Raw genomic sequence first — 18,401 nt, forward strand, 5'->3', positions numbered from 1 at the left:
GTGGTCCGGGGCCGACCCAGGCGTCAGCGGCCCCCTAGGACCCCCGCGATTCCCCGGAGAGGCCCCACACCCGCCCAGGAGGTAAGCCGACCATGACCGTCTCCCTGTCCGAGCTCACCGGGGACTACGTCCTCGACCCCGCCCACACCCGGATCGGCTTCGTGGCGCGCCACGCCATGGTGACCAAGGTCCGCGGCTCCTTCACCGCCTTCGAGGGCAGCGCCCACCTGGACGGCGCCGACCCGGGCCGTTCCACCGCCCGGGTGACGATCCGGACGGAGAGCATCGACACCGGCGTCGAGCAGCGCGACCAGCACCTGCGCACCAACGACTTCCTGGACGTGCCGAACTTCCCGACCATCGCCTTCGCCACGACGGCGGTCGAGCCGCGCGGGGACGGCGAGTTCCGGGTGACGGGCGACCTCACCGTCAAGGACGTCACCCGCCCGGTCACCATCGACGTCGAGTACACGGGCAACGCCGTCGACCCCTACGGCAACCTGCGGGTGGGCCTGGAGGGTTCGGTGACGATCAGCCGCAAGGACTTCGGGGTGACCTGGAACGCGGCCCTGGAGGGCGGCGGCGTCCTGGTCGGCGACAAGGTCGTCCTGGAGTTCGACGTCTCGGCCGTCCGACAGGCCCAGTAGCGGCCGCAGGAGCCAGGAGCGGCCCACCGGGCCCCGGAATCCGCCGGACCGGGCGGCGCAGGCCCGGTTAGGCTCCTGACATGGCGACAGACGGCTCCCTCGCAACCGGCCAGCGCTCCCTCGGCGATCCCACCCTCGACTACCCGTTGTGGCCCCCGCTCACCGCGGGCTGTCCCCGCACCGGCACCGAGGACGTCTCCTACCCCGTCGAGGTCGACTACGCCTACCGCGAGGCCGATGCGGCCGCCCTGTTCGCCCCGGGCGCGGACGCCGGGGCGCCGCGCGGCGGGCTGGAGCGGTGGGCCCCCCTGCTGCCGCCGCTGCTCGCGCCGGGCCTGGGCGAGGGTGGCACGCCGCTGGTCGAGCTCGAACCCGGGGTGTACGTCAAGGACGAGGCCCGCAACCCGACCTGGAGCCACAAGGACCGGCTGAACCGCTGCACCACCAGCGCCGCCGTGGGCGTCGGCGCGCCCGGGATCGCGGTGGCCTCCTCCGGCAACCACGGCGCGTCCGCCGCCGCCTACGCCGCCCGGGCCGGGCTGCGCTGCGTGGTGATCACCGGGCCCGACCTGCCGCCGGCCGTCGACGCGTTCCTCAACGCCTACGGCGCCGTCGTGCTGCCGGTGCCGTGGGAGGCCCGCTGGCCACTGCTGCGGCAGGTCGTGGACCGGCTGGGCCTGCACCCGGTCAGCAACCTCACCACCACCCACACCGGCCACGCGTACGGCCCCGAGGGCTACAAGACCGTCGCGTACGAGATCTTCCGGGACATCGGCGTGCCCACCGCGGTGTTCGTGCCCACCGGCTACGGGGAGCTGCTCTTCGGCGTCTGGAAGGGCTTCAGCGAACTGCACCGGCTCGGCCTGGCCGACCGGGTGCCGCGCATCGTCGCCTGCGAGTCCGCGTCCGGCGCGCCGCTCGCCCTGGCCGTCCGCCAGGGCCTGCCGGCGGCCCGGGTGACGGTGGGGCCGAGCGAGGCGTACTCGATCGCCTCCCCGGTCGGCGGTTACCGGGGCGTGGTCGCGGTCCGCGAGAGCGGCGGCCGGGTGCTGACCCTGGACGACGGCCAACTCGCGGCCGCCCAGGCCGAACTGGCCCGCTCCGGGCTCTGGACGGAGCTGTCCGCGGCGGCCGGGCTCGCCGGGCTGCGCAGCCTCGGCGGCGTCGAGGGCCTCGGGGAGGCCGAGGGGCCGGTGGTGTGCGTGTCGACGTCCAGCGGTTTCAAGGACCGGGGCGTCGGCGCGCGGTCGACCGCGCCGGTCACCCCGGAGTGGGAGGAGGTCCGCCGCCGGCTGCACGCGGCCGGAATCCGCGGCTAGCGGGGCTCCCCCCGACTCACGCCCGGCGTTGGAGGCCTGCTGTTCGCCGTCCGGTTCTCCGGCGTAGGGTTGGCGTTCGCCGCGGCCGCCCAGGCTGGTCCGGATCCGCACCGCCCCCGCTCCTCTCCGTGCGTCGAAGGGCTGTCACCGTGTCCCGTTCCCCCCGCCGTCTGCTCCCGCTGGCCGTCGCCGTCGCGGCGGTGCCCGTGCTCGCCCTGCCGGTGGTCCCGGCCGCCGCGGCCTCGTACGGCACTCCGACGATCACCTTCTCGGCCGGCTACCTGTCCGGCGCGGTCGGCGCCACCGGCGATCCGACGGTGTCCGTGGCGGTGGCGCAGAGCGGGGCCGCGGCCTCGGCGCTGACCGTCGCCGCCTCGGCGAGCACCCGCAGTGCCGTCGCGCGGACCGGCGACGTGGCGGTGACGGGCACCGGCGGCACCCGCACCCTGGCGGTCGCCGCGCAGGGCGTCGGCTACACCGACCTCACCATCAAGGTGACCGGCCTGGGCGGCAAGACCGCGACCCGCACCCTGCACTACGCGGCCTCCCCCGCCGTCCGGTTCCCGGCCGCCAGCCGCTACCTGACCGGTTCCAGCGACGCCTCCGCCGCGGTGGACGCGGGCGGCGGCTACATCCTGGTCGGCGACGACGAGTCCAACGTGCTGCGGCTGTACGACCGCAACGCCTCCGGCGCGCCGGTCCGCACCTGGGACTTCAGCTCCGCGCTCGGCGTCTCCAAGGAGATCGACATCGAGGCCGCGGCCCGGGTCGGCGACACGATCTACTGGACGGGCTCGCTCGGCAACAACAAGGACGGCAAGGTCAAGCCGGACCGGCACACCGTGTTCACCACGAAGGTCACCGGCTCGGGCGCCGACACCCAGCTCTCGCTGGCCGGTTCGTACCACGGCCTGCGCGACGACCTGATCGCCTGGGACGGCGCCCACGGCGACCGCTACGGCTTCGCGGCGGGCGCGGCGGACGGGCAGGCGCCCAAGCAGATCGACGGATTCAACGTCGAGGGGCTGGAGTTCGCCCCGGGCAGCACCACCACCGCGTACATCGGCTTCCGCGCGCCGCTGACCCCGGCGGTCACCGGCGGCCGCGCGCTGCTCGTCCCGGTCACCAACCTCCCGTCGCTGCTGTCCGGTTCGGCCTCGCACGCGACCTTCGGCGAGCCGGTCGAGCTGGACCTCGGCGGGCTCTCCATCCGCGACCTGCGCCGCAACGACCTCGGCCAGTACCTGATCGTGGCCGGCTCCTGGTCCGCCGAGGACAACTCCGCCCCGTACGCCCTCTACCGCTGGAACGGGCAGCCGGGCTCCCAGCCGGTCAAGCTGGTCGACCTGCCGACCAGCGACGCCGGCGCCTGGGAGGCCGTCCCGGACGTGCCGAACCTGGACGCCCCCGGCGCCCGGGCCCAGCTGATCACCGACGACGGCTCCGCCGACCTGTACGGCGACGGCACCGCCGCCAAGGACCTCGCCCAGCCGGAGTGGAAGAAGTCCCGCTCCACCTGGTTCACCCTGAACTGACCTGCGCCCGGCCGGGGCGGGCACACGAACCGCCCGCCCCGGCCGGGCCCCGCCGACCGCCCGGCTCAGAGTTCGACGAGCACCTTGCCCCGGCTCGCGGAGCGGTCCACGTACAGGCTGCGGTAGGCGGCCGGGATGTTGTCGAAGCCCCGGTGGACGGTCTGCTGGTAGCCGAGGTCCCCCCTGCGGACCAGGGCGCCCAGCTCCTGCCGCAGCGCCGACCAGTTCTCCTCGGTGAACCACTCCAGCGAGAAGATGCCGCGGATGGTGGTGCGCGGGAACATGATCATCGGCAGCAGCCGCGGGCCCGCCCAGTCGCCGCCGACCTGGCTGCCCCACTGCCAGCAGACCGCGACCCGGCTGTCCACGGCGAGCAGGGAGAAGACCGCGTCGGTGAGCGCCCCGCCGAGGCTGTCGAAGTAGCGGTCGATGCCGGCCGGGGCGAGCTTGGCGAGTTCCTCCCGCAGCCGCTCGGGGTCGTCGCCGTCGCGGTAGAGCAGGACCGCGTCGAAGCCCAGCTCACGCAGCCGGGCGGCCTTGGCCGGGGTGGCCGTGGTGCCGATGACCCGGGCCCCCCGGTGCCGGGCCAGCTGTCCGACCACCGAGCCGACCGCCCCGGACGCCCCGCTGACCAGCACGGTGTCCCCCGGCCGGACCTCCAGGAACTTCTCGACCGTGCCCCAGGCGGTCATCCCCGGGCCGCCGAGGACACCGAGGGCGGTGGAGATCGGCAGGGCGTCGTCGTAGTCGCTCCGGTCCAGCCGCCGGTAGGCGGGGAAGACCATCGGGAAGGTGCCGGTCTGCCAGAACGCCGGGGCGCCGTTGCTGATCACGTGGGTGCGCCAGCCGCCGAAGCCCTGCACGAGGTCGCCGACGGCGAAGGCGGCGTCCGGCCCGGCCTCCACCACCTCCATGATGGAGTCCGCGCCCATGTGGTCGCCGATCGGGGTGTCCAGGGCGATCCCCTGGAGGTACGGGTCGACCGAGACGTACCTGGTCCGCAGCAGCATCTCGTCCGCGGCGAGGCGGACGTCCACCTCCTCGACCACCTTCCGGTACATCCGTTCGACGTCCGGCACGCCGTCCACGTGCTCGCGGACGACCCACTTCTCGACCCTCATGAGGTGACTCCAAACCGCCGGTCGGCGGGCCCGACCGGTTCGATGACCAGGGTGGGCGGCGGCGCGCTGTCGTCCACGGCAGCGGTAAACGGCCGGCCGTCGTCGCGGCAGATGAACTGGACGACGTGCCGGCCGGCGGCGGCCGCCCGGATCAGTCCCCCCGTGGTCGCCCACACGCCGGAGAGGTAGAAGTTCGCCAGGCCGGGCAGCCCGGGCCCGTTGCGCTTGATCTCGTCCTCCAGGGTCTCGCCGCTCTCCACGAACGGCTGCCAGCCGAGCACCGTGCCGTCGTAGTTGCCGGTGTAGCGGACCTGGGTGAGCGGGGTGGACACGTCCTTGACGGCGACGGCGTCCCTCAGACCGGGGTGGTGCCCGTCCAGGAACTCCACGATGGCGTCCCGCACCCGGCGCTTCTCGCGCTGGTACTCGCGCCCGCGCCCCACCGGCAGGGTGTGCAGTTCCTCGCCCCGCCGCAACCGTGGCGCCTGCTCCGGGCCGGTGCTCAACTCCCGCCAGGGGGCGATGTCGCAGAAGTAGCTGGCGTAGACGACGGTCGTCGCGGCGGGCGACAGCTCGGGGTAGTGGCGGCTGCGGAACTGGACGTTGATGCTGGGGTGGCGGATGCCGGTGAGCCGGTCGGCGACCTCGTCCTCCAGCAGGTAGGTGGTGCACGGGTCCCCGGCCGGGAAGGGGCGGCGCAGGCCGAGGAAGACGGTGAGGTAGCCGGGGAAGACCATGCCGGGCTCGGTGATGGTCCGGGTGTACAGCCGGCGGTAGGTGTCGTTCAGGTAGCGGCCCTTGAGCAGGTCCAGCATGGTGGTGCGTCCGTCGCAGGCGGCGACCACGATGTCCGCCCGGATCTCCCGGCCGTCGCTCAGCCGCACCCCGACGGCCCGGTCCTGCTCGACCAGGATCTCGGCCACCTTGGTGTTGTAGCTGATCTCACCGCCGAGCCGCCGGTAGCGCTGCTCGATCGAGCGGGCCAGCCCGAGCGAACCGCCCTCCGGCACCCCGGCCGACTGCCCTGCGTGCGAGGCGAGTTGGAAGTAGGTGGGCAGCACCGGGAAGTTGGGGTGCTTCTCGTAGAGCACGAAGTTGAACGCCTCGCGCAGCAGCGGGCTCCGGAAGCGCGCCGAGTAGTCGCTCATCAGCACCGTGATCGAGCGCCGGATGACGTTGAAGTACGGCAGGAACGAGGCGAGCATCCGCCAGCGCTCGGCCCGGCCCATCAGTCCGACCGGCTTGAGGAAGGGGTAACGGACCAGGGCGCGGCGGAACTTGCGCAGCCCCTCGCAGAACTGCCGGATCCGCCGGGCGTCCTCCGGGGCGAGGTCGAGCAGGTGCGCTTCCAGGCGGTCGGGGTCGGAGTAGAAGTAGACGGCGCGCCCGTCCCGGGTGCGCACCACGTTGAAGACGTCGAAGTTGCGCATCACCTTGCCCTGCAACGCGCCGAGTTCGAGCCAGATCTGGTGCATCTCGTTGCCGGGGCCGCTGCCGAGCAGCCAGCTCACGCAGCAGTCGAAGGTGAACTCGCCGCGGTCCCAGGCCGTGCAGCAGCCGCCGGGGAGTTCGTGCATCTCCAGGACGGTGGTGCGGTAGCCGTTCATCTGTGCGTAGCAGCCGGTCGACAGGCCGCCCAGCCCGCCCCCGACGATCACCATGGTCTGCCTGCTGGTACTCATTCCGGTCATTCCGGCACTCCCACGGTGGCCCGGTCGAGTTGCGGCAGTTTGCCCAACTTGCCCGCATGCCAAGGTTCCTGGTTGTCACTGGGCCAGGCCCGGAACGGCCGGCCGAGCTCCCGGCAGAGGTACTGCGCGGCGTACCGGCCGCTGGTGGCGGCGCGGATCAGACCGCCGAGGCCGGCCCACTGCCCGGCCATCGAGAAGCCGCGCAGACCGGGCAGCCGCATCCGGTCCCGGTTGACCAGCCGGTTGGCGGCGTCCTCGGCCTCGGAGAAGGCCTGCCAGGCGAGGATGCTGCCGTAGGTGTTGCCGGTGAACCGCTCGGTGGTCACCGGGGAGGCGACGTCCACGACTTCGATCCGGCGGCCGAGCCCCGGGTACGTCCGCTCCAGGAACTCCCGGACGAACGCGGCGACTTCCTGCTTGCGCGCCCGGTAGGCGCGGCGGTCGCGGACCCGCAGGTCCTTCCAGGAGCGGTAGTCGCTGAAGTAGGTGCAGTGCAGCACCGACTTGCCGGGCGGCGCGAAGCCCTCCGCGTAGTCCGAGCGCAGTTGGACGACCAGGCTGTGCTGGAGCGAGCCGGGCAGCCGGGCGCCCTGCTCGGGCGACAGCAGGTAGGTGGTGCTGTGCGGTTCGCCCTCGGGCAGCGGGCCGTCCACGCCGACGAAGGCCGAGACCACGGCCGGGTACAGGTTGCCGGGCTTGTCCAGCAGCTCGCCGTACAGCCGGTCGGTGGCGGGGCTGGACCAGCGGCCTTCGAGCAGCCGGTCGAGCACCGTCGGCCCGTCGCAGGCGGCCACCACGTGGTCGGCGAAGTGCCGGGAGCCGTCCCGGAGTTGGACGCCAACGGCGCGGTCCCCCTCGACCAGGATCCGCTCCACCCGGCAGCGGTAGCCGACCACCCCGCCGAGCGAGGTGTAGCGCTCCTCCACCGACCGGGCCAGCCCGAGCGAACCGCCCTGCGGGAAGCCAGTGTTGCCGTTGTGCGCGGCGGCCAGGGTGTACAGGTACGGCAGCAGCGGGAAGCCGGCCGGCTCCTGGAGGAACATGTTGGGCAGCGCCCGCCGCAGCAGAGGGTCCTGGAAGCGCTCGGCGAAGCCGCTCATCGGGGTCGTCGCGGTCCGCCAGAAGAGCCGGAACGCGGGCAGCACGGTGCGCAGGGTGCGCAGCCGCTCGGCCGGGCCGCGCAGCGGCGGCGGGGTGAGGTCCCAGGGCAGGTCGATGGCGGCGAAGCGGCGCAGGTCCCGGCAGAAGGCGCGGATCGGCTTGGCGTCGCCGGGGGCGGTGGCCAGCAGGTGCTGTTCCAGCCGGTCCGGGTCCCCGTAGAAGGTGACGGCGCGGCCGTGTTCGTCGACGACGCGGTTGAAGACGTCGAAGCGGGTGATCGACTTGCCGTCGAGGGCGCCGAGTTCGCGCCACACCTGGTTCGCCCCGGTGCCCTCGGCGGTGCCGATCAGCCAGTCGATGCAGTAGTCGAACAGGTAGCCGTGCCGGGACCACGCGGTGCAGCAGCCGCCCGGCAGCACGTGCTTCTCGAAGATCCGGGTCTCCAGCCCGCTCATCTGCGCGTAGCAGCCGGTGGAGAGCCCGCCGATGCCCGCGCCGATCACGATGACCCGGGGCGGGCCGCCGGGGGCCCGCTCCCGGCTCGACCAGTCCGGCCCGCGCTCAGACCCGGCCATCGGCGGTGCCTCCGGCCAGGATGGCGCCCGCCAGTTCGGCGTTGCGGGCGGCGAACTCGGCGTCCAGCATCTCGGCGTGGCTGCCGTGCCCGGCGTGGACGGCCGTTCCGGCGCTGGAGGCGCCGTGCCAGGAGCCGTGCTCGCCGCCCGCGTGCAGCGCCAGCCGGTCCCGTTCGCACACCACGTTGAGCGGGGCCTTCAGGACTCCCAGGTTGGGGGTCCTGCTGCAGAACGCCAGGTAGTCCCGGGCCTGTTCGAGGGTCTCCTGGGCGACGATCCGGGAGCCGGTGTGCCGGTGCAGGTGCTCGTGGAGTTCGCGTTCGAAGACGGCCAGGTGCTCCTCGCCGAGCTCGAAGGGCTCGGGGATCCGGTAGGAGTCCACCACCAGGACGGAACTGACCGTACGGCCTCGGCGTTCGAGCTCCCGGGCCACCTCGAAGGCGAGGTTGCCGCCGAGCGAGTAGCCGAGCAGGACGTACGGCCCCGCCTCCTCCAGGTCCTCGACCAGGTCGGCGTAGCGGGCGGTCTTGTCGTCGCCGGTGAGGTAGTTGAAGGCGGCGAGCCGGTGGTCGGGCAGGTGGGCGGCGAGCTGGCGGTAGACCAGGCCGTGGCCGCCGGCCGGCGGGAAGCAGAACACCGTCCGCCCCTCGGGCGCCCCGGGGTTGAACCAGAGGTACGGCTGGCCGCCGGCGACCTCGCCGGTGATGATCTGCTCCAGCGTGCGGGCCATCCCGTGCAGGGTGGTCACCTTGAACAGCAGGCCGACCGGGATGCTGATGTTGAACTCGGTCTGCAGGTGGTGGATCAGCTCGATCAGCCGGATGGAGCTGCCGCCGAGCTCGAAGAAGTCGTGCTGGAGGCCGACCTCCGCCACGCCGAGCAGGTTGCTCCAGTGCTCGGCGGTGCGGATCTCGTAGAGGGTGACGGGCGGTTCGTGCTGCGCGCCGCCGGTGTCGATCCGGGGCTCGGGCAGGGCTGCCAGGTCGACCTTGCCGTTGGGGGTGAGCGGCAGGGCGGGCAGTTCGGTGAGGTGGGAGGGGATCATCACGGTGGGCAGGTGCTCGGCCAGGTGGCGGCGCAGTTCCCGGCGGTCCAGGGTGGTCCCCTCGGCGGGGACCAGGTAGGCGGCCAGCACGGCTTCGCCGGTGGAATCCTCACGGACCGTCACACAGGCCTGGGCGAGTTCGGGGCGGGCGGTGAGGTGGGCCTCGATCTCGCCGATCTCGATCCGGTGGCCGCGCACCTTGACCTGGTTGTCGATCCGCCCGAGCAGGTGGGCGGTGCCGTGGGCGTCCCAGTGGCCGAGGTCGCCGGTGCGGTAGAGCCGGACGGGCGGGCCGTCGAGCTCCAGGGTGGTGAAGCGCCGGGTGGTCTGCTCCGGGTCGTTCGGGTAGCCGGCGGCGACACCGGCGCCGCCGATCCACAGCTCGCCGGGCACGCCGGGCGGTACCGGCTCGCCGTAGTGGTCGAGGATGTACAGCGCGCTGTTGGGGAAGGGTCGGCCGATCGGCACCATCCGGCCGGGCTCCAGGGCGTCCGCGCCGCCCTCGTAGTAGCTGGTGTCGATGGTGGCCTCGGTCAGGCCGTAGGAGTTGACCAGCCGGGTGTCCGGCCCGCACAGGGCGCGCAGCCGCCGGTGCTCGGCGGCCTTCCAGGAGTCGGAGCCGACGACCAGCAGCCGCAGGAAGTCCAGCCGCAGGCCCTCGCGTTCGCAGTGGGCCAGCAGGCCGCGGGCGACGGCGGGCACGAACTCGCCGCAGTCGACGGCTTCCTCGCGCATGGTGCGGTACAGCCGGGCGGTGTCGAACAGCAGGTCGCGGTCGACCAGGACGAGGGTGCCGCCGGTGCTCAGCGCCCGGGCGAGGTCGCCGGAGAACACGTCGAAGGCGGTCCCGGCCATCTGGAGGTGCACCCGGGCCTCGGTGTCGAGGCGGTACTCGGCGCGCCAGCCCGCGGTGACGGCGGCGAGGTTGCGGTGGTCGACCCGCACGGCCTTCGGGCGGCCGGTGGAGCCGGAGGTGTGGATGACGTAGGCGGGGCGGTCCGGGTCGGCGGCGGGCAGCGGGCCGCTCTCGGCGGCGGGCCGGTCGAGCTCGTCCAGGGTGACGGGGCGGACGGGCGGTTCGGTGCCGAACGGGTTCCGCTCCGCAACCACGACGAGGGCCGCTCCGGCGTCGGTCACCTGGTAGGCGAGCCGGTCGGCCGGGTGTCCGGGGTCGAGCGGCAGGTAGGCGGCGCCGGCCCGCCAGATCGCCAGCAGGACGACGATCAGCTCGGGTGACTTGTCCAGGCAGACCGCGACCACCGAGCCTTCGCCGACGCCCAGTTCGCGCAGCCGCAGGGCCGTCCGCTGGGCCCGCCGGTCGAGTTCGCCGTAGGTGAGGCGGCGGGCGCCGTCCGGGCGGGGGGCCGTGACGGCGACGGCCTCGGGGTGTTCGGCGGCGGCCTTGGCGACGAGTTCGGGCACCGGGGTGTCGTGGTCCGCCCGCCGGTCGGCGCCGCTGAAGCCGGTGAGGATGCGGCGGCGTTCGGCCTCGTCGAGCATCCGCAGCCGGCCGACCGGGCGGTCGGCGCCGGCGCTGGTCATGGCGTCCAGCAGGTTGCGGTAGTGCGCGGCCAGCCGCTCGACGGTGGCGGCGTCGAAGAGGTCGGAGTTGTACTTGAACACGCAGTGGAAGCAGCCGTCCGCGCGGTCCTCGTAGGCGGACAGCGTCAGGTCGAACTGCCCTTCCTCCTCGGGGAGTTCGATGTACTCCAGGCGGTAGCCGAAGCGTTCCACGGCGACCTTGTGGGTGAGCAGGATGAACATCGCCTGGAACACCGCCGAGCGGCTGGGGTCGTGCTGGAGCCCCAACTGCTCGACCAGCAGCGGGAACGGGTACTCCTGGTTGTCCAGGCCGCCGAGCACGCTCTCCCGCACCCGGGCCAGCAGCTCGGACACGGTCGGCTCCCCGGCCAGGCTGACGTGCAGCGGCAGCGGGTTGACGAAGTAGCCGTAGACGGAGGCGAACTCCTCCTGGGTGCGGCCGGTGACGGGGCTGCCGACCACGATGTCCTGCTGGCCCGACCAGCGGTGCAGCAGCAGGTAGTAGGCGCTGAGCAGCACCATGAACGGGGTGGCGTGGTGCGCGCGGGCCAGCTCGTGGACGCGGGCGGTCAGGTCGGCGTCGAGCCGGAAGAACGCCGAGGCGCCGTTGTGGGTCTGCACGGCCGGCCGGGGCCGGTCGGTGGGCAGGGCCAGGACGGGCATCTCGGCCGGCAGGTGGCCGCGCCAGTAGTCGAGCATCCGCCGGGCGTCGGGGCCGGCCAGGAAGCGGTTCTGGTGGTTGAGGAAGTCGAGGTAGCGGGCGGCCACGGCGGGGAGTTCGGGGGTGCGGCCGTGGCGCAGCGCCTCGTAGACCTCGAACAGCTCCTCGATGAAGGTGAAGGTGGAGATCGCGTCCGAGACGATGTGGTGGACGGCCTTCATCAGGACCCAGCGGTCCGGTCCGCGCCGGAACAGTCGCAGCCTGACCAGCGGGTCGTTCGCGAGGTCGTACGGCCGCCGGTACTCGGCGACGATCAACGCGTGGATCTCCTCCCAGGGGCGGCCCTCGACGTCGAACAGTCCGGTGTCGGCCACCGCCTCCGGGCGGATCCGCTGGACCGGTCGGCCCTCCTCGGCGGTGAAGGCGGCCCGCAGCCCGGGGTGCCGGGCGACCAGCGCGCGGAAGGCGGCGAAGACCAGCTCGGGGTCGAGCTCGGCGCGCACCTCCACCGCGCCGCCGATGTTGTAGGCGAAGCCGTCCGGGTGCAGCTGGCGCAGGAACCACAGCGCCTGCTGGTTGTGGGTGAGCGGGTAGCGGGCCTCGTCGGTGTGCAGCTCGACCTCGGCCTGCTCGGGGCCGCCCTCGGCGTCGAGCCGCTCGGCCAGGCCGGCGACGAGCAGGTCGACCAGGTCGCCGACGGTGCCGTTGCTGAGCAGCGCCACCACCGGCAGGGCGACGCCCAGTTCGCCGTGCACCCGGGCGCGCAGCTCCATCGCGAGCAGCGAGTCCAGGCCGTGCGCGCCGAGCCTGGTGTCCGGGGCGATCCGCTCGGCGCCGATCCGCAGCACGGCCGCGGCGGCGGCGGTGAACCGCTCGGTGACCAGCCGGTGCCGGGTCGGCGGATCCGCCGTGCGGTAGGCGTCCAGGAAGCCGCCGGTCTCGGCCGGGGCCTGCTCGGCGGCGTCGGCGGCCAGGTCGGCGACCAGCGGCGGCGGCGCGGGGTACCAGGCGAGGAAGGTCGGCCAGTCGACCACGGTGGCGACCAGCAGCTGGGCGCGGTCCTGGCCGAGGACGCGTTCCAGCACGGCCGTGCCGGCGTCCGGCGGGAGCGAGCTCATGCCGCGGGCGTCGCGGTAGTGGGCGACCAGGCCCAGTTCCTCGATCATGCCGGTGGCCCAGGGGCCCCAGTCGAGGCTGAGCGCGGGCAGGCCGGCGGCCCGGCGGTGGTGGGCGAGGGCGTCCAGGAAGGCGTTGCCGGCCGCGTAGTTGGTCTGCCCGGCGGTGGTGAGCAGCGAGGCGACGGAGGCGAACAGCACGAAGTGGTCGAGCGGTTCGTCGCGCAGCAGCCGGTGCAGCAGGTGGCCGCCGACCACCTTGGGGGCGTATCCGGCGTCGAAGGCGGCCCGGTCCATCTGCGGCACCAGCACGTCCTTGACCTGCCCGGCGAGGTGGAACACCCCGCGGATGGGCGGGCGTTGGCGTTGCCGGTAGTCGGCGAGCCAGGCGGCGAGGGCGGTCTCGTCGGTGACGTCGACGGGGGCGAGCAGCGGTTCGGCGCCGAGCGCCTGGAGTTCGCGCAGGAAGGCGATCCGCTCCCCGGCCGGGCTGGCGGGGTCGGTCCGGTACCACTGGTCGCGCTCGGGCAGCGCGGTGCGGCCGACCAGGATCAGCCGCCGGGCGCCGCGCCGGACCAGGGTGCGGCAGAGCAGCCGGCCGAGCGCGCCGAACGCGCCGGTGACCAGGTAGCTGCCGTCGGGGCGCAGGACCGGCGGCAGCGGGCGGGTGAGGCCCTCGGCCCGGCGGAGCCGGCTGGTGCGGCGGTGGCCGGCCCGCAGGGCGATCTCCTGCTCGTCCCGGGAGGCGAGTTCGGCGAGCAGCGCCTCGGCCTGGTCGAGCGGCTCGGCGGCGGGGTCGAGGTCGATCAGGGTGCCGCGCTGGGCGACGAGTTCCTGCTGCCAGAGCACCCGTCCGATGCCCCAGGCGGGTGCGCCGAGCGGTTCGACCCGGTCGTCGGGGGCGGCGGCCTGGGTGCCCCGGGTGACGATGTGCAGCCGGGCGTCCGGGAGGGCGGCGGGCAGGGCCTGGGCGAGGGCGATCAGCGCGTAGCCGCCGAGGGTGGCGAGCTGGTCGAGCCGGTCGGCCGTGGTGGTGTCGAGGGCGGGCTGGTCGAGGTTCCACAGCTGGACGACGGTGCGGTAGCCGGGGCCGAGGTCGGTGAGGAGCTGGGTGAGGTCCTCGGCGGAGTCCGGGCGGACGGTCGAGCGCCCGTCGCCGGGCCGGTAGTCGGTGCCGGGCCGGACCAGGTGGCAGCGGGCGCCGCGTTCGGCGGCCAGCGCGGCGAGGCGTTCGGCGAGGCCGCCGGCGTCGGCGAACAGCAGCAGGTCGCCGAGGTCCTGGTCGGCGGGCGCGGCCGGGGCGTCCGTCCAGGCGAGTTCGGTGAGCCAGCTGTCGATGGTGGCGAGGCCGACCGAGGCGGGGGCCTGCGCGACGTCGGCGACCCGGAATCCGGTGATCCGGCCGACCGGGGTGCCGTCCTCGGTGTACAGGGCGAGGTCGCCGACGAGTTCGCCGCCGCCCTCGCGGGTGACGGTGGCGTGCGCCCACAGCGGCCGGTCGCCGGCCTGGTCGAGCCGGACCTCCTCGATGGACACCGGCAGCCGGACGCCGCCGTCCTCGGGTGTGAGCAACCGGGTGGCCAGCAGGGTCTGGAAGCAGGCGTCGAGCAGCACCGGGTGCAGCTGGTGGTCGGCCGCCTCGGGGCCGAGCCGGTCGGTCGGGCTGATCCGGGCCAGTGCCTCGCCAGGGCTCGTCCACACCTCCTGGACGGCCTGGAAGGCGGGCCCGTAGTCGTAGCCGCGGGCGGCCAGGAGCCGGTAGCAGTCGGGGCCGTCGAAGCGCTGTCCGCGGGAGCGGATCGCCTCGGCGTCCAGCGCCGGCCCGTGGGCGCGGCGCTGGCCGGTGCGGACCCGGCCGCCGGCGTGCACCACCGGTTCGCCGCCGACCGGGGTGGAGGCGATGGTGAAGCGGGCGTCCTCCGGGGCGTAGCCGAGTTGGACGGGGGTGGGCTCGGTGTCGGAGAGGAACAGGGCCCGGTTCAGCTCGATCTCGGCGAGCACCACCTCGGTGCCGCCGGTGAGGGCGCGGACGGCCTGGGCGGCCATCTCCAGGTACCCGGCCGCCGGGAAGACCATCTGGCCCTCGATCCGGTGGTCGGCCAGGTAGGGCAGCCGCTCGGGGTCGAGTGCGGTGGTCCAGGCGGGTTGGGCACTCGCGGTGCGGCGGCCGAGCAACGGGTGGTCGACCTCGCCGAGCCGGACCTGCCGGACGGCGCTCGGCTCGACCCAGTACCGGTCGCGCCGCCACGGGTAGCCGGGCAGCGGCACCGGGCGGCCGGCCGGGTGCAGTGCGCGCCAGTCCGGTTCGACGCCCAGGGTGTGCAGTTCGGCGAGCGACCGGGTGAAGCAGGCGGGCTCGTCGGCGTGCCGGCGGATGGACGGCAGGGCGTGCGCGCCGTCGACGCACTCGCGGATCGCGTGGCCGAGCACCGGGTGCGGGCCGATCTCCAGGAACAGGCCGTGCCCGTCCTGGGCCATCCGTTCGACGGCGGCGCGGAAACGCACCGGGTTGCGGACGTTGTGCCACCAGTACCCGGCGTCGAGTTCGGGGCCGCGGGCGAGGCCCTCGCGGGCGGTGAGGTAGAGCGGCAGCCGGGCCTCGTTGGGCTTGAGCGCGGCGAGCGCTGCGGTCAGCTCGTCCCGGATCGGGTCCATCCGCACGCTGTGGTAGGGGACTTCGACCTCCAGGAAGCGGGTGAACACCTCCTGTCCGCGCAGTTCCTCGGCGAGTTCGCGCAGCGCGTCGGTGTCGCCGGCCAGGGTGACGGTGGAGGGGCTGTTGACGGCCGCCAGCGAGACCCGGGCTCGGTACGGGCGGATCCGGCGCTCCGCCTCGGCCTCCGGGAGGCCGACGGCGAGCATGGTGCCGGTGCCGGCCAGCCGCTGCTGGAGGCGGCTGCGGGCCAGCACCACCCGGACGGCGTCGGCCAGGTCGTACACTCCGGCCTCGTAGAACGCGGCGACTTCGCCGGTGCTGTGCCCGACCACCGCGTCGGGGCGCAGGCCGTGGCTGCGCCAGAGCGCGGACAGGCCCAGCTGGACGGCGAAGTTGGCGGGCTGGGCGAGCCAGGTCTCGGCCATCCGGGAGTCGGCCTCGTCGCGGTGCAGTTCGTCGAGCAGGGACCAGCCGGCCTGCTCGCGGATCTCCCGGTCGCAGGCCTGGACGGCCGCCCGGTAGACCGGTTCGTTCTCGTACAGGCCCCGGCCCATGCCCCACCACTGCGGGCCCATGCCGGTGAACACCCAGGCGAGACGACGCTGTTGGCGCTCCCGGGCGCGGCCCTGGAGCACCCGGGGGTGAGCCTCGCCGCGCTCGTGGGCGGCCAGCGCCTCGTCCAGGTCGTCCCGGGTGGAGTAGGCCACCGCGAGCCGCTCGGGCAGGTGCTGGCGCCGGTGCGCCAGGGTGTGGCCGAGGTCGTCGAGCGGCACCCCGGCGGCGAGCTCCCGACGGATTCCGGCGGCGAGTTCGGGCAGCCCGGCGGCGTCCTTGGCGCTCAGCGGCAGCACGGTGCAGGCCGGCTGCGGGGCCTGGGCGGCGGGCCCGGTGCTCGGCGGCTCCTCCAGCAGGACGTGCGCGTTGGTGCCGCCGAAGCCGAAGGAGTTGACGCCGGCCCGGGCCGGTCCGTCGTGCTCGGGCCAGTCGATCGGGGCGGTCGGGAAGTCGAAGGGCAGCGCGGCCAGGTCGATGCCGGGGTTGGGCCGTTCCAGGTTGAGGTGCGGCGGGATCCGCCGGTGCTTGAGGGCCAGGGCGGTCTTGATCAGCCCGGCGACGCCGGCGGCGGCCTCGGTGTGCCCGATGTTGGTCTTGACCGAGCCGACGTAGCAGCGGTTGCCCGGGCGGCGGCCGATGCCCAGCACCCGGCCGAGCGCGGCCGCCTCGATCGGGTCGCCGACCGGGGTGGAGGTTCCGTGCGCCTCGACGTACTGGAGGCTGCCGGGCAGCACCCCGGCCTCGGCGCAGACCCGTTCGATCAGGGTGACCTGGGCGTCCGCGCTGGGGACGGTGATGCCGTTGGTGCGCCCGTCCTGGTTGACGCCGCTGCCGAGGATGACGGCGTGCACCGGGTCGCCGTCGCGCAGCGCGTCCGACAGCCGCTTGAGGACGACCACGCCGACCCCCTCGGCCCGGACGTAGCCGTCGGCGGAGGCGTCGAAGGCGCGTGAGCGGCCGTCGGCGGACAGGAAGCCGCCCTTGGTCTCGGCGATCGTGTACTGCGGCGCCATGTGCAGCAACGCGCCGCCCGCCAGGGCGAGTTCGGTCTCGCCGCGGAGCAGGCTCTGGCAGGCGAGGTGCACCGCGACCAGGGAGGAGCTGCAGGCGGTGTCGATCGAGACGCTGGGGCCGCGGAAGTCGAAGCAGTGCGAGATCCGGTTGGACACCATCGTCATCATGGTGCCGGTGGCGGTGTGCGCGGCGAGCGTGCGGAAGTCCAGGTCGGCGAACTGGAGGATCTTGTAGTCGAGGGTGAAGGCCCCCATGTAGACGCCGACGTCGCGGCCGGCCAGCTCGCCGGGGCGCAGGCCGCCGTCCTCCAGGGCCTCCCAGCTGACCTCCAGGAGCTTGCGCTGCTGCGGGTCCATGTGCTCGGCCTCGCGCGGGCTGATGCCGAAGAAGTCCGGGTCGAAGGTGTCGAAGCCGTCGATGTAGCCGCCCCGGCCGCCGACCAGGCGGCCCGGTTTGGACCGGTCCCGACTGCCGAGCGTGCCGGTGTCGTAGCGGTCGGCGGGTGTCGCGGTGAGGCAGTCCCGACCCTCGACGAGGTTGCGCCAGTAGGTCCGGTGGTCGTTGGCGTGTCCCGGCAGGCGGCAGCCGATGCCGGTGATCGCGATCCGGTCGCAGGGCACGGCGAAGGGCGAGGTGTTCATGATCCAATCCGAGGGTGATGGCGTGGCGGCGCGGACACGGGCGGAGGAAGAGCGGCCTCGCGGGCAGGGTCAGACGGACGGCTCGGTGGTCTTCACCTGGCGCCAGGGGTGCAGCAGGGTGGCACCCACTTCGCCGGTGGCCGGGAAGGCGGCCGGATCGGCGAGGCCGACGGCGGTGGGCACCCGGCCGGGGCGCCAGGTGAAGCTGCCGAACACGTGGTCCCACAGCGAGAGGTCGGAGGCGTAGTGCCCGGCCTCAGCGAGGTCGGTGCTGTGGTGCAGTCGGTGGAGCTCGGGGCCGGCCAGCAGGTGGCCGAGGAACCCGAGGCGGACGTCGATGTTCGCGTGAACGAAATACCCCTGCGCAAGAATGAATATTCCGACCACGAACACGGATTCCGCCGAGAAGCCGATCAGCGACAGCAGGAGTTGCACCACGGACTGCGCGACGAACACGTCGAGAATATGGTTCACACCGTTGTTCGCGACATTCACCTTGTCCGGCACATGGTGGACGCCGTGCAGGCGCCAGAGCCACCGGTTGTGGTGGGACCAGCGGTGGACGAGGTAGTCGCCGAGCGATCCGATCAGCAGCGCGAGCGGGATCTCCAGGGCGAACGGGAGCACCGGATGGGCCGCCCCGAGCACCTGCACCAGCGCCGTCACCAGCCCCTGGGCGAGCGCACCGCCGACCATGCTCAGCACGAAGTACACGGTGTACCAGCGCAGTTCACGCCCACTCGGGTGCCAGTCGGTCCGGTACGGGATCACCCGCTCCAGTACGGCCAGGTACCCGAGGACGCCGACCAGCACGAGGGGGGAGACCCGGTCGGGCTCCCAGTGGAAGTGCAGTGTGGCGACGGCCGTGCACAGCACCCCCAGGAGCAGAAGCGGATGAGCGAGCCGGCGTGCAATGGCGGACAGCACGCGCCCCCTTGGTTATTCGCGAACTAATGACTGGAAACGTCAGAGACTCTAGCGGGAGAGGTCAGCTACGGCAGTCATTCGACGTGTTAACGCCATAAATAACCCGATCGGAGGAAGATCCGCGCACGAAGTTGACGTCAGACCGGCGCGAAAGGGGCGCGTTTGTTCGCAGGCGCTGGAGAAACCGGAGCGCAGCGGGGTCGAGCCCACGCCGGGCGAGGTCGCACGCCCCCTGACACAGGGGGCGGTCCGGACC

General features: G+C 73.5%; 8 protein-coding genes. 3 read left to right on the forward strand and 5 right to left on the reverse strand.

Features of this window, described 5'->3' with window-relative positions; all coding sequences use genetic code 11:
- Positions 1–92 precede the first annotated feature (92 nt).
- From AC07BF_RS16125 to AC07BF_RS16135, 3 genes are all read left to right on the forward strand, one after another.
- Positions 93–647 (forward strand): YceI family protein, encoded by a 555-nt coding sequence (locus tag AC07BF_RS16125; protein WP_350880788.1) that lies wholly within the window; start codon positions 93–95, stop codon positions 645–647.
- Between the two features lie 80 nt (positions 648–727).
- A complete protein-coding gene (locus tag AC07BF_RS16130) occupies positions 728–1,966 on the forward strand; it encodes a threonine synthase (RefSeq protein WP_478333503.1) in 1,239 nt (412 codons plus the stop codon).
- A 149-nt stretch (positions 1,967–2,115) separates the two neighbouring features.
- The gene (locus AC07BF_RS16135; protein WP_400328663.1) at positions 2,116–3,501 is read left to right on the forward strand and encodes a hypothetical protein; all 1,386 of its coding nucleotides are present in this window, start codon (positions 2,116–2,118) and stop codon (positions 3,499–3,501) included.
- Between the two features lie 65 nt (positions 3,502–3,566).
- On the opposite strand, the gene AC07BF_RS16140 is transcribed toward AC07BF_RS16135, so the two are convergent.
- From AC07BF_RS16140 to AC07BF_RS16160, 5 genes are all read right to left on the reverse strand, one after another.
- Positions 3,567–4,622, reverse strand: coding sequence for an MDR family NADP-dependent oxidoreductase (locus AC07BF_RS16140; RefSeq protein ID WP_363581836.1), 1,056 nt, complete (start codon positions 4,620–4,622; stop codon positions 3,567–3,569).
- On the reverse strand, positions 4,619–6,313 hold the full coding sequence (locus AC07BF_RS16145) for a phytoene desaturase family protein (protein WP_478318019.1): 1,695 nt from the start codon (positions 6,311–6,313) through the stop codon (positions 4,619–4,621). Before AC07BF_RS16145 ends, AC07BF_RS16140 begins: the two co-directional genes overlap by 4 nt.
- Entirely contained in the window at positions 6,310–7,989 is a 1,680-nt protein-coding gene (locus AC07BF_RS16150) for a phytoene desaturase family protein (RefSeq protein WP_363581834.1), read from the reverse strand. Before AC07BF_RS16150 ends, AC07BF_RS16145 begins: the two co-directional genes overlap by 4 nt.
- Positions 7,976–17,218, reverse strand: coding sequence for a non-ribosomal peptide synthetase/type I polyketide synthase (locus AC07BF_RS16155; RefSeq protein WP_478333504.1), 9,243 nt, complete (start codon positions 17,216–17,218; stop codon positions 7,976–7,978). The genes AC07BF_RS16150 and AC07BF_RS16155 overlap by 14 nt, the downstream gene beginning before the upstream one ends.
- A gap of 69 nt (positions 17,219–17,287) precedes the next feature.
- Positions 17,288–18,145 (reverse strand): sterol desaturase family protein, encoded by an 858-nt coding sequence (locus AC07BF_RS16160; protein WP_400987006.1) that lies wholly within the window; start codon positions 18,143–18,145, stop codon positions 17,288–17,290.
- Positions 18,146–18,401: the final 256 nt, after the last annotated feature.

This window comes from Kitasatospora sp. NPDC043950 (genome assembly GCF_056435345.1).

Coding starts and splice junctions, on each gene's coding strand:
- AC07BF_RS16145 (WP_478318019.1), bottom strand. CDS start 6,313: ATGACCGGAATGAGTACCAGCAGGCAGACCATGGTGATCGTCGGGGGC.
- AC07BF_RS16125 (WP_350880788.1), top strand. CDS start 93: ATGACCGTCTCCCTGTCCGAGCTCACCGGGGACTACGTCCTCGACCCC.
- AC07BF_RS16140 (WP_363581836.1), bottom strand. CDS start 4,622: ATGAGGGTCGAGAAGTGGGTCGTCCGCGAGCACGTGGACGGCGTGCCG.
- AC07BF_RS16130 (WP_478333503.1), top strand. CDS start 728: ATGGCGACAGACGGCTCCCTCGCAACCGGCCAGCGCTCCCTCGGCGAT.
- AC07BF_RS16155 (WP_478333504.1), bottom strand. CDS start 17,218: ATGAACACCTCGCCCTTCGCCGTGCCCTGCGACCGGATCGCGATCACC.
- AC07BF_RS16150 (WP_363581834.1), bottom strand. CDS start 7,989: ATGGCCGGGTCTGAGCGCGGGCCGGACTGGTCGAGCCGGGAGCGGGCC.